Source organism: Clostridium magnum DSM 2767 (genome assembly GCF_001623875.1).
GTDB classification, from domain to species: Bacteria; Bacillota; Clostridia; order Clostridiales; family Clostridiaceae; genus Clostridium_AM; species Clostridium_AM magnum.
This window is the reverse complement of sequence record NZ_LWAE01000004.1, coordinates 103,077-115,846: the sequence shown is the minus strand read 5'-3', so window position 1 is coordinate 115,846 and position 12,770 is coordinate 103,077. Positions and strand designations below refer to the sequence as shown.

Sequence of the window (12,770 nt, the reverse complement as noted above, 5' to 3'; positions counted from 1 at the left end):
ATTATTAGAAAAAGGAGAGCCTTATTATGAGAAAAGAATACCCATGTGTAGAAGTTAAGCTGTCAAAGATAACACATAATGCAAAACAAGTTCTATCCATGTGTAATGCAAAGGGCATAGAGGTTATTGGAGTAACTAAGGTTTTCTGTGCTGAATCACCAATTATACAAGCTATGCTCCGAGGAGGTATTACACAAGTTGGAGACTCTAGAATACAGAACTTAAAGAAGATTAAGGATATGAAATGCAGAAAAATGTTACTAAGAATTTCTATGGAAAGTGAAGTGGAAGACGTTGTTAAGTATAGCGATGTAAGTCTAAATTCAGAATTGGACACGATAAAAGCGTTATCCAGAGCAGCTAGAAGACTAAATAAATTTCACAATATTATCCTGATGGTAGATGTTGGAGATTTAAGGGAGGGGGTTCTAGTTGAAGATGTTATTCCCACAGTCCAAGAAATATTTAAACTAGATAATATAAATTTAGTGGGTTTAGGAACTAATGTCACATGCTATGGTGGTGTGCTTCCTGATAGAGATAACTTAGGAAAGCTTGTTAAATTAAAGAGGGAGATTAAAGAAACTTTTAATATAGAATTACCTTTAATTTCAGGAGGTAATTCCAGCAGTCTTTATATGGTTATGGAAAATACTATGCCAAGAGAAATTAATCAATTAAGGATTGGAGAAGCAATAGTACTTGGAAGGGAAACTTCTTTTGGAAAGAGCATATCTAACTGTTATGATGATGCTTTTATACTAAAAGGTGAAATAGTAGAAATAAAAAACAAACCAACTGTTCCTACCGGAAAAATAGGAATGGATGCATTTGGACAGACACCTCATTTTGAAGACAAAGGAATAAGAAGAAGAGCAATTATAGCTCTAGGCAGACAGGATGCAAAGGTAGATGGACTTATTCCTTTAGACAAGAGTATTAGTATTTTTGGTGCAAGCAGTGATCATTTAATAATAGATGTTACAGATAGTAAGAAGTCATTTAAAATTGGTGATATTGTAGAATTCAAGATGGATTATGGGTGCCTGCTTGCTGCAATGACATCACTCTATGTAAATAAATATTATGAAAAAGAATTGGCAATTGCCAGTATTTAAAAAAATTATAAGGAGGATTTACTATGAAAAGAAATGTAAAGGTTGTAATTTGGGGATTTGGTGCAATGGGCAGTGGTATGGCAAAAATGCTCTTAAAGAAAAAAGGTGTAGACATTGTAGGTGTATGTGCTAGAGGTGAAAAAATAGGCAAGAGTATGTATGAGTTATTAGGTGTAGAGAGGGGAGATAGACCAGAAGTTATAATAAACCCTAATATTGAAGAAATATTAACTAGTACAAGACCTGATGTATGTCTTTGTGCAACAGATTCATATACAAAGGAAGCTTTCCCAAGATTAAAGACTGTACTTGAAAATAAAGTAAATGTAATTTCAACAGCAGAGGAAATGTCTTATCCACAAGCCCAAGATCCAGAACTTGCTGCAGAACTTGATGAAATAGCTAAGAGAAATGGAGTTAGTATACTTGGAACAGGTATAAATCCAGGACTTATGATGGATCTGCTTGTACTTTGCTTAACCGGATGTATGATGGATGTTGAGCATATTGAAGCAAAGAGAGTAAATAGCTTATCACCATTTGGACCATTTGTTATGCAGGAACAGGGAGTTGGTACTACTGTTCAAGAATTTGAAGAAGGAGTTAAAAGTGGTAAACTCGCAGGACATGTAGGATTTGCTGAATCAGTAAGAATGATTGCAGATGGTCTTGGTTGGAAGATTGATAAATTTGAACAACAAATGAAACCGATTGTTACAGAGGTTGATAGAAAATCTCCATACGGATTTGCAAAAGCAGGAGATGTAGCAGGTGTTAACATGACAGGACAAGGATGGGTAGACGGAGAAGTTAAAATAGATATGATCCATCCACAACAGATTGAGCCAGAAATGGTAGGAACACAAACAGGAGACTATATAACCATTAAAGGAACTCCAGCTATTCATATGGCAAATAATCCAGAAGTTGATGGTGGAATTGGAACAATTGCTATGTGTGTAAATATGATCCCTCATATAATTAATGCAGATCCAGGTCTTAAAACAATGATAGATCTTCCAGTGCCAAGAGCCATAATGGGAGATTTTAGAGGTCAAATAAAAAATAGAGAATAATCTTGGGTAGTTATAATGGACAACCGTATATAGTTTTTAATGTGCAGAAGCGCTAATTGCTTCAATGATTATGACTATAATGTTCAGGTTTATATTTAATGTAGTATTTACCGTTGATTTCTTAAGTTGTATTCTTAATATGTATTACAGTAGAGGGGGAAAATAAAATTGAGTTTACAGAATAACATTTATAGTACGTTAAAGCAATTAGTGGCTGTACCCAGTGTCACAGGTACGGAGGGTGAAAATATCATATGTGAGAAAATATATGATGTGTTATCAGGGATTCCCTATTTCAAAAAAAATCAAAAAAATTATGGACTATCCACAATAGATCAAGATCCTTTGGAAAGAAAATTTATATGGGCTATTGTAAATGGAAAAGAAGAATCAAAAGATACTCTAATTTTAACTGGTCATATAGATGTAGTTGAGGCAGATGGGTTTGGACATTTAGAACCTATTGCGTTCGATTTAGAAGAGTGCACAAAAAGAATTACTGAATTAAATTTAGATGAAGAAGCTTTGAGAGATTTCCTATCTGGTGAATGGATTTTTGGCAGAGGAACCGCAGATATGAAAGCAGGTATTGCAACAAATATTGAGATAATTAGGGAGTTAAGTGAAAACAGAAATTTTAAAGGAAATTTGTTGTTTTTAGGAGTTCCGGGAGAAGAAAGTAACTCCGAGGGAATGATTGCTTCTGTTCCCTTTCTTTTAGATCTTCAAGAGAAAGAAGGCTATAACTATGTCGGAGCAATTGTATCTGAGTGCAGTATACCTAAGAGTGAAGGTGAAAAATTTAAGAGAATATATATAGGTACCGTAGGAAAAATTATGCCTTTATTTTTCTGTGTAGGCAAAGAAACTCATGTAGGAGAATCTCTCAAAGGGTTAAATCCTAATCTTTTAGTTTCAGAAATAAATAGGATTCTAGAGGCTAATCCAGATTTCTGTGATAAAGTTAACGATAAAATTACTCCGCCACCTATGGTTTTAAAGCAAACAGATTTAAAAGAAATATATTCTGTACAAAGTCCTTTATTTGCAATATCATACTATAATTTGTTGACGCTTAACAAATCTGAGGAAGAGCTTATAAGTGAATTAAAAGACTTGGCATTTAAGGCCTTTAGTAATATCTTAAGTGATATTAAGGAAAAAAGGGAAAGATTTCTGGAGAGTTGCTGCGAAGAAGCTCAATATATTGAAGTAGAACCTTATGTTATGACTTATAAAGATCTGATTTCAAAAGTTAAGGAGAAGGAAAAGAATTTTGAAGATTATATAAGAGAAAAAGTTAAGAATTGGGAAAAAGAAAAACTGGATAGCCAAACTATATCTATAAATATAGTAAAAGAAACTTATGAAAAGTATGAAAATAAAAGGCCTATGATAATAGTTTCTTTTATACCTCCATATTATCCTCATAAACATTTAGATGGTGAAGATGAGAAGAGCAGAAGATTTATGGATGTAATAGAGAAAACAATACAATATGCAAAGGAAAATTTTGATGAAACAATTATTAAGGATGACTTTTTTATGGGTATATCTGATCTAAGCTATACTGGTATCAATGGTAAGCAAGATTTAGATAACTGGGCTTCTAATATTGTTGGTTATGGAATAAATTATGATTTGAATTTGGAAGCTTTAAGTAAGCTCAATATTCCAGGTATAGTATTTGGAGGGGAAGGTAAGGACTTTCACAAAAGTACTGAAAGGTTAAACGTTCCTTACTCTTTAAAGGTAGTACCGGAGTTATATAAATATATAATTCACTATATTCTTAGATAATATATGAAATATAAGCTTTTATATTAAAAGATGGTTTAACGAGAAAATGATTATTTGTACTAGGATTCCTAAAGTTAAAATTATAATTGATGATATTGTAAGGGTACACCTGGAGATAAAATTAAAGATTCTAAGAGTTATAGCTTAGTAAATTCGATTGGTTGTAAAGGTTTTAAGAGAAGACCACACTGAAAAATTACTTCTTGCCTCCATATAAATTATAGATCATAGATCTCTGTAGATTTATGTACTGAAAATTTAAATGATAAGTTAGGTTCATAAGTCTAAACTATATATTTTATCCATAAAGCTATAAAGTTTGCTAGATAAAATTAAAAAATTTAAGGGGGACTTTTTTATGAATGTATTTAGAAAAAGGAGTGTAGCGGATTTTAAAGAGGCAACTGAGCATAGTGGTTTAAGAAAGCAGTTAACTGCTTTCGATATAGCGGCTCTTGGAATTGGATCAGTAATAGGGACAGGTATATTTGTGGCTACAGGCCAAGGTGCTCAATTGGCAGGTCCTGCAGTTACAATATCCTATATAGTAGCAGCGATAACAAGTGCACTCTGTGCTTTGACTTATGCAGAGCTTGCAACTATGTTTCCTGTTGCTGGAAGTACTTATTCTTATACCTATGTTGCGTTTGGCGAGATTATAGCATGGCTTATTGGTTGGAATTTAATACTTGAATACACCGTTGTGGCGGCGGCTATTGCATCAGGATGGTCTTCAACTTTGGTAGGTATTTTTGAAGCTTATAACATACACTTACCTGCAATGCTAATAAAGTCTCCGTTAGCCGGTGGGATTGTGGATTTACCCGCAGTTTTAGTTGTAGCTTTTTTGACGTGGCTACTTTATATTGGGGTATCTGAAAGTGCAAAGGTAAACAATATTATAGTTATTATAAAGGTAGCAGTAATACTTGTGTTCATATTTATTGGAGCAACCCATATCAATCCTGTTAATTATCATCCCTTTGCACCTTATGGCACTAAGGGAATAATGTCAGCTGCTGCAATTATATTTTTCGCATATATAGGATTTGATGCAGTTTCTACTGCAGCAGAGGAAACAAAAGATCCCAAAAGAGACATTCCTCTTGGATTGACTATTTGTATGATAGTAATCATTATATTATACATATCAGTTTCCTTAGTACTTACAGGAATGGTTCCATTTAAGGATATAGATGTAAGTAACGCTCTTCCAGCTTCATTGGCACGAATAGGAGTTAATTGGGGATCTGCATTAGTAGGGGTTGGAGCTATTGTGGGAATGATTTCTAGTCTTCTTGTAACAATATATGGACAAGTTAGAATATTTATGGTTATGGCAAGAGATGGGCTAATACCAAAGTCTTTTGCTGCTGTATCACAAAAGCATGGTACACCTGCAAAATGTACTATAATTACCGGAGCTTTAACAGCTGCTATTGGAGGATTGTTACCACTGACTGTACTAATGGATTTGTGTAATATAGGGACTTTGTCTGCATTTATAGTTGTATCAATAGGAGTTATTGTTTTAAGAAGAACTATGCCTGAGATTGAAAGAAAGTTTAGATGTCCAGGTGTACCTTTTACACCGATTTTAACAGTATTTTTCTGTTTCTATCTTATGTATAGTCTACCAGGAGTTACTTGGATCAGATTTGCAGTATGGACTATAGTAGGTATTTCAATTTACTTTTTATATGGAATGAGACATAGTACATTGAATAAGGAAAGTATACAAGAATCTAAAATTAAATTTTAATAAAGATATAAGAGAAAGCACTAAGTTAGCTTAGTGTTTTTTCTTGTATTATTGGAATTGAAGTTAAACGGCCTCAGGCGTGTCCCTATAGAAGATATGAAGGTATTAGGAGTAAAGCGGAGTGTGAACTGTGTAGCTTAATGTGCATGCACCTAAGCAGAATATTAGTAAAATTTAATAATGATAAGATTACACATGTTGCTGAAAGAACAGTAAATATAGAGGCAAAAGTTATTCAATATAATATCGCGGGGTGGAGCAGTTGGTAGCTCGTCGGGCTCATAACCCGAAGGTCGTAGGTTCAAGTCCTGCCTCCGCAACCAAAAAATATTGAACATAATATTTATAGTATCTATTAATCAGTTAAGAGCGACAGAAAATAAAGAAAGTTTTTTAAATTCTTGACAGGCCATATAGATATGTGATAAAATGAACAAGCAGTCGAGGTGAGTCGACATGATCCTTGAAAATTAAACAGAGGTTAAAAGTCAAATGATTTTTATTAAATAAACTAAACCAGCAATTCTTTAACTACTATAATATAGTAGTGAGTAAAAAATGTAATGAGCATTCAAACTTTTAAATTGAGAGTTTGATCCTGGCTCAGGACGAACGCTGGCGGCGTGCCTAACACATGCAAGTCGAGCGATGAAGCCCTTCGGGGTGGATTAGCGGCGGACGGGTGAGTAACACGTGGGTAACCTGCCTCAAAGAGGGGGATAGCCTCCCGAAAGGGAGATTAATACCGCATAACATTAGTTTTTCGCATGAAGAACTAATTAAAGGAGTAATCCGCTTTGAGATGGACCCGCGGCGCATTAGCTAGTTGGTGAGGTAAAGGCTCACCAAGGCGACGATGCGTAGCCGACCTGAGAGGGTGATCGGCCACATTGGAACTGAGACACGGTCCAGACTCCTACGGGAGGCAGCAGTGGGGAATATTGCACAATGGGCGAAAGCCTGATGCAGCAACGCCGCGTGAGTGATGAAGGCCTTCGGGTTGTAAAGCTCTGTCTTTTGGGACGATAATGACGGTACCAAAGGAGGAAGCCACGGCTAACTACGTGCCAGCAGCCGCGGTAATACGTAGGTGGCGAGCGTTGTCCGGATTTACTGGGCGTAAAGGATGCGTAGGCGGATATTTAAGTGAGATGTGAAATACCCGAGCTTAACTTGGGTGCTGCATTTCAAACTGGATATCTAGAGTGCGGGAGAGGAGAATGGAATTCCTAGTGTAGCGGTGAAATGCGTAGAGATTAGGAAGAACACCAGTGGCGAAGGCGATTCTCTGGACCGTAACTGACGCTGAGGCATGAAAGCGTGGGTAGCAAACAGGATTAGATACCCTGGTAGTCCACGCCGTAAACGATGAGTACTAGGTGTAGGAGGGTCCAACCTTCTGTGCCGCAGTTAACACAATAAGTACTCCGCCTGGGAAGTACGATCGCAAGATTAAAACTCAAAGGAATTGACGGGGGCCCGCACAAGCAGCGGAGCATGTGGTTTAATTCGAAGCAACGCGAAGAACCTTACCTGGACTTGACATCCCCTGAATAGTGCAGAGATGCATGAAGCCCTTCGGGGCAGGGAGACAGGTGGTGCATGGTTGTCGTCAGCTCGTGTCGTGAGATGTTAGGTTAAGTCCTGCAACGAGCGCAACCCCTATCATTAGTTGCTACCATTAAGTTGAGCACTCTAGTGAGACTGCCCGGGTTAACCGGGAGGAAGGTGGGGATGACGTCAAATCATCATGCCCCTTATGTCCAGGGCTACACACGTGCTACAATGGTAGGTACAGAGAGATGCAAGACCGCGAGGTGGAGCAAAACTCAAAAACCTATCCCAGTTCGGATTGTAGGCTGCAACTCGCCTACATGAAGCCGGAGTTGCTAGTAATCGCGAATCAGAATGTCGCGGTGAATACGTTCCCGGGCCTTGTACACACCGCCCGTCACACCATGAGAGCTGGCAACACCCGAAGTCCGTGAGGTAACCTGTAAAGGGGCCAGCGGCCGAAGGTGGGGTTAGTGATTGGGGTGAAGTCGTAACAAGGTAGCCGTAGGAGAACCTGCGGCTGGATCACCTCCTTTCTAAGGATAATACAGACAGGTAATGCTGTCTGAAAGACTGGTTGTTTAGCCTCTGTTTAATTTTGAAGGATTAAATTAGGCGGAATTAATAGGAAGACACTAAGTTTTAAACTTAGTGTCTTTTGTGATTTCTAATTGACATAATTTAAATTATCAGTTATTATATATAATATAGTTAAAAAGTAAGAATTATTTTAATATTTAAATAATAATTTTTGTTAGTTTAGCTAGAGAGTCGCATTACTGGCGGAAGTGGAGTTTACCACAGGGAGTGCGATTTATAAAGTAAAATGTCGACCGCCTGGGCAAATGTCCAGGCGGTTTTATGTTTTTTTGTTAACTCCTAAACAAATTTAATTAAATTTTAAATATAAAAAGGGTGATTTTTACATTAGTTTGGGAGGAATCTGTAAATAAATGGCGAATAGTATAAAATGAGAGGCAATTAATAATATTTTTTTAGTAATTTCAATTAACAAATTCTATGATGTTAGAAAATTTCTAAAAAACTCTATAAATTATAATAAATTTTAAATAATATTGAAATTATAAAAAAAAATTACAATTTGACTATATTATTCCGTAGGTTTAAAATAATTATGTATAGGTATTAGCAAAAAAGATAAGATATCTATATAGCACAGATTTAAAGCTATTATATTTATTACGTAATTATAGGATTTAATGTAAGTTACTCGGTACTTAGATTTGTTAGCAACTTTATGTAGAATAAAATTCTATGTAAAACAAATAATGCTTTATAAAAAAAGAAGGGGTGAAGGTTAATAATGGAAGAAAAGGTGTTAACTGTCTGTCCTTATTGCGGCGCTGGATGTCAATTATATCTAGTTGTTGAAGATGGACAAATAGTAAGAGCTGAAGCAGCTGATGGAAGAACTAACGAAGGCAACTTATGCCTTAAAGGACACTATGGATGGGACTATTTAAATGATCCACAACTTCTAACAGCTAGATTAAAAAAACCTATGATCAGAAAAAATGGACAACTAGAAGAAGTTTCTTGGAATGAAGCTATTGGATTTGTTGCTGAAAAACTAACAGCTATAAAAGAGAAATACGGTCCAGATGCTATTATGGGAACAGGTTCTGCTAGAGGACCAGGAAATGAAGCTAATTATATAATGCAAAAATTTATGAGGGCAGTAATTGGAACTAATAATGTAGATCATTGTGCCAGAGTTTGACATGCTCCTTCAGTAGCCGGTCTGGCTTACTCATTAGGAAATGGTGCGATGTCTAATTCTATTCCAGAAATAGAGAATGCAGATTTATTATTCGTATTTGGATACAATGGTGCGGATTCGCATCCGATTGTTGCAAGGAGAATAGTGAGAGCAAAAGAAAAAGGTGCTAAAATTATTACAACTGACCCAAGAATAACAGAAACAGTAAGAATTTCTGATTTGTGGTTACAATTAAAAGGCGGTACAAATATGGCATTAGTCAATGCCTTTGGAAACGTTTTGATAAATGAAGGTCTTTATAATAAAGAATATGTTGAAAAATACACGGAAGGCTTTGAAGAATATAAGAACTCTGTAGAAAAGTATACTCCTGAGTATGCAGAAAAAATAACTGGAGTTAGCGCAGCTAATATTAGAAAAGCTATGAGAGAATATGCTGCAGCAAAAAATGCATTTATTCTTTACGGAATGGGTGTATGTCAATTTGCACAAGCTGTTGATGTAGTAAAAGGATTAGCTTCTTTGGCATTGTTAACAGGCAATTTTGGGAGACCTAGTGTAGGTATTGGTCCTGTACGTGGTCAAAATAATGTACAAGGTGCTTGTGATATGGGTGCACTTCCAAACGTATTCCCAGGGTATCAAGATGTTACTAAAACTGAAATAAGAGCAAAATTTGAAAAGGCATGGGGAGTTAAAAAGCTTCCTGACAAACCAGGATATAAGTTAACAGAAGTTCCTCATGCGGTATTACATGAAAATAAAATTAAAGCTTATTACATCTTTGGAGAGGACCCGGTTCAAAGTGATCCATATGCTGGTGAAGTAAGAGAAACTTTAGATAAATTAGAATTTGTAGTAGTTCAGGATATTTTTATGAATAAAACTGCTCTTCATGCGGATGTAGTTCTACCTGCTACTGCATGGGGAGAACATGAAGGTGTTTATTCATGTGCTGACCGTGGATTCCAAAGATTTAGAAAAGCAGTAGAACCAAAGGGAGATGTAAAGCCTGATTGGCAGATTATATGTGAGATAGCTACTGCTATGGGTTACCCAATGAGCTACAAGAACACAGAAGAAATTTGGGATGAGATGAGAAGTCTTTCTCCGAATTTTGCTGGGGCAAGTTATGAAATGCTTGAGAAGTATGGAAGCATTCAATGGCCTTGTCCTACAGAAGGACATAAAGGAACACCTTACTTATATGAAGGAAATGTTTTCAGTACACCAAGTAAAAAAGGTATTTTATTTGCTGCAGAGTGGAGAGCTCCTAAGGAATTAGAAGATGAAGAATATCCACTTAGCTTATCAACTGTAAGAGAAGTTGGACATTATTCTGTAAGAACAATGACAGGAAATTGTCGTGCTCTTCAACAGTTGGCAGATGAACCAGGATATATACAAATGAGTATAGAAGATGGTGAAGAACTTGGAATAGAAGATGAGGAACTGGTAAGAATAAGTTCACGTAGAGGAAGTGTAATAGCAAGAGCTTTAATTACAGATAGAGTTAAAAAGGGTGCTACTTATATGACTTATCAGTGGTGGGTAGGTGCATGTAATGAACTTACTATTGACAGCTTTGATCCTATTTCAAAAACCCCTGAATATAAATATTGTGCTGTAAAGGTTGAAAAAATCCAAGATCAGGAATGGGCAGAACAATATGTAAGAGATGAATATGATAAAATAAAAAGAAAGATGAATGTAAAGATGAATAAATAAGCTTTAAATATTAATTTTATTGGTTTCATATATTAACATCCTTTCTGTATTGTTATCTATTCATGAATCTTTATTAAAGATTTGTATATAGTTATTTATATAAAAAGTTAGACAAAACTTGAATCAGCTATAGGTATAGGAAACTCAGCAGGTTCAAGTTTTGCTTATACAATAATGTAAAAATAGAATTCATAGGATAGGGAAGGAAGCAAAAATGATTGACGTAGATAAGGCGCTAAGTATAATTGATGAAAATACAAAAGAGCTGGCTTTAGAAAAAAGGGATATAGTATCCTGTCTTAATAAGGTTTTAGCAGAGGATATATATTCTAAAGATAATCTGCCTCCTTTTGATAAGTCTGCAATGGACGGATATGCTATCAAAAGTGAAGACACTAGAAACTATAATACAGAAAAGGTTGTAGAATTTGAAATCAAAGGATTAATAAAAGCAGGAGACTATTGTGAAGAGGAGCTAAAAGCTGGTCAGGCTTTTAAAATTATGACTGGTGCACCTTTACCTAAAGGGGCAGATGCTGTTATAGAGATTGAAAAGGTAGAAGTCGAAGGTAATATATTAAAAGTATCTCAAGAGGTAACCAAAGATAATAATGTTATTAAGCTTGGAGAAGAAATTAAAGTTGATGAATTGGCACTGAATAGCGGAAGTAACGTCAGACCAGTAGAAATAGGTCTGTTAGCTTCACTTGGATATAGCTCAGTAAAGGTATATAAAAGTCCTACTATTGCTTTAATTATTACTGGAGATGAGTTAGTTGATGTAGATAGCAAGCTGGAAAAAGGTAAAATCAGAAATAGTAATGAATATTCATTAAAGGCTCTAATTAAAAATTTAGGTGCAAAAGCCTTGTCCTTAGGAGTAGTTGCTGATGATAAGGATACTTTAACAGAAAAAGTGAAGTATGCCTTAGAAAATGCAGATATAGTAGTTAGTTCAGGAGGAGCATCTGTTGGAGACTATGATTTTGTAGACGTTGTTTTAAAAGAAATAGGAGCAGATGTGAAATTTAACTCGGTAGCAATTAAGCCTGGAAAACCAGTAACCTTTGCTACTTATAAAGAAAAGTTATTTTTCTCCCTACCAGGTAATCCATTATCATTAATAACAACCTTTGAAGAGTTTGTTAAGCCTGCAATCGAAAAGATGATGGGTAAGCAGATTGAGAATAAAGGAGAGTTTTCTGTTATTTTAGCAGATGATTTTAAAGCTAAAAGAGGAAGAAAAAAATATGTGTATGTGGAAATTAAAGAGTATAATGGAAAATATTATGCATATAAAGTAGGGTCTCAGTGTTCTAATCATCTAATGACTATGAGTGAAGCTAATGGAATTATTATCATACCTGAGGAAAGCGGAAATGTTAAAACAGGAGAGGTTTTAAATGGAAAATTTATATTTAAATAAAAAACGAAAACCAGTTATAGTTTCCATAATTGCAACTAAATCAGGTATGGGAAAGACTACTTTAGTTGAGTCATTAATTAAAATTTTAAAAAATAGAAATTATACTGTAGGAATATTAAAGTATGACGTAAAAAAGTTTGAAATAGATAGAGAAGGAAAGGACAGCTATAGGTTTAGTCAAGCTGGAGCTGATAATGTAATTATTGCATCCTCTAGAAAATTAGCTATGATTCAATCATTAAAAGAGGAAAAAACTATAGAAGAGATTGTTACTCTTTTTGGTGATTTAGATTTAGTATTAATTGAGGGATTTAAAAATAATATTTATCCTAAGATAGAAGTTCATAGAAAAGAGGTAGACAATAATTTGCTTTATAAAAATCCCAGTTATGATATTTCAAATATTGTAGCTATAGCAAGTGACGAGAAGTTAGATGTAAATATTCCTGTTTTAAATTTGAATCATACAGTTTCTATAGCAGATTTTATAGAAGATAGCGTAATTAAGGAAGAGTAAGATATATATTGAGAAAATTTTAATGATTATTTGTTACTTTAGTTAGAT

The 12,770-nt window shown here is 35.1% G+C and carries 7 protein-coding genes, 1 tRNA gene, 1 rRNA gene and 1 riboswitch; all 9 genes read left to right on the top strand.

What is annotated here, in order from left to right:
• Positions 1-26: 26 nt before the first annotated feature.
• The 9 genes from orr to mobB all read left to right on the top strand — a co-directional run bounded on the left by orr (position 27) and on the right by mobB (position 12,722).
• On the top strand, positions 27-1,118 hold the full coding sequence (gene orr, locus CLMAG_RS17345) for an ornithine racemase Orr (protein WP_066625416.1): 1,092 nt from the start codon (positions 27-29) through the stop codon (positions 1,116-1,118).
• A 23-nt stretch (positions 1,119-1,141) separates the two neighbouring features.
• On the top strand, positions 1,142-2,194 hold the full coding sequence (ord, locus tag CLMAG_RS17340; RefSeq protein ID WP_066625413.1) for a 2,4-diaminopentanoate dehydrogenase: 1,053 nt from the start codon (positions 1,142-1,144) through the stop codon (positions 2,192-2,194).
• A gap of 168 nt (positions 2,195-2,362) precedes the next feature.
• Positions 2,363-3,994: a M20/M25/M40 family metallo-hydrolase gene (locus CLMAG_RS17335; protein WP_066625412.1), complete on the top strand. Its 1,632-nt coding sequence runs from the start codon at positions 2,363-2,365 to the stop codon at positions 3,992-3,994.
• Positions 3,995-4,352: 358 nt separating this feature from the next.
• On the top strand, positions 4,353-5,756 hold the full coding sequence (locus tag CLMAG_RS17330) for an APC family permease (protein WP_066625411.1): 1,404 nt from the start codon (positions 4,353-4,355) through the stop codon (positions 5,754-5,756).
• A gap of 247 nt (positions 5,757-6,003) precedes the next feature.
• Positions 6,004-6,079 (top strand) — tRNA-Met (locus tag CLMAG_RS30935).
• 257 nt (positions 6,080-6,336) lie between these two features.
• Positions 6,337-7,846: ribosomal RNA gene (locus CLMAG_RS17325) — 16S ribosomal RNA — on the top strand.
• A gap of 229 nt (positions 7,847-8,075) precedes the next feature.
• Positions 8,076-8,160: riboswitch (ZMP/ZTP riboswitch) on the top strand.
• 474 nt (positions 8,161-8,634) lie between these two features.
• On the top strand, positions 8,635-10,779 hold the full coding sequence (gene fdhF, locus CLMAG_RS17320) for a formate dehydrogenase subunit alpha (RefSeq protein ID WP_082831984.1): 2,145 nt from the start codon (positions 8,635-8,637) through the stop codon (positions 10,777-10,779).
• A gap of 214 nt (positions 10,780-10,993) precedes the next feature.
• Positions 10,994-12,205 (top strand): molybdopterin molybdotransferase MoeA, encoded by a 1,212-nt coding sequence (locus tag CLMAG_RS17315; RefSeq protein ID WP_066625406.1) that lies wholly within the window; start codon positions 10,994-10,996, stop codon positions 12,203-12,205.
• On the top strand, positions 12,183-12,722 hold the full coding sequence (mobB, locus tag CLMAG_RS17310) for a molybdopterin-guanine dinucleotide biosynthesis protein B (RefSeq protein WP_066625401.1): 540 nt from the start codon (positions 12,183-12,185) through the stop codon (positions 12,720-12,722). The genes CLMAG_RS17315 and mobB overlap by 23 nt, the downstream gene beginning before the upstream one ends.
• The last annotated feature ends 48 nt before the right edge of the window (positions 12,723-12,770 follow it).

What these genes read in the sequence shown, in the direction of transcription:
- orr (WP_066625416.1), top strand. Translation starts at nt 27, where the DNA reads ATGAGAAAAGAATACCCATGTGTAGAAGTTAAGCTGTCAAAGATAACA.
- ord (WP_066625413.1), top strand. Translation starts at nt 1,142, where the DNA reads ATGAAAAGAAATGTAAAGGTTGTAATTTGGGGATTTGGTGCAATGGGC.
- CLMAG_RS17330 (WP_066625411.1), top strand. Translation starts at nt 4,353, where the DNA reads ATGAATGTATTTAGAAAAAGGAGTGTAGCGGATTTTAAAGAGGCAACT.
- CLMAG_RS17315 (WP_066625406.1), top strand. Translation starts at nt 10,994, where the DNA reads ATGATTGACGTAGATAAGGCGCTAAGTATAATTGATGAAAATACAAAA.
- mobB (WP_066625401.1), top strand. Translation starts at nt 12,183, where the DNA reads ATGGAAAATTTATATTTAAATAAAAAACGAAAACCAGTTATAGTTTCC.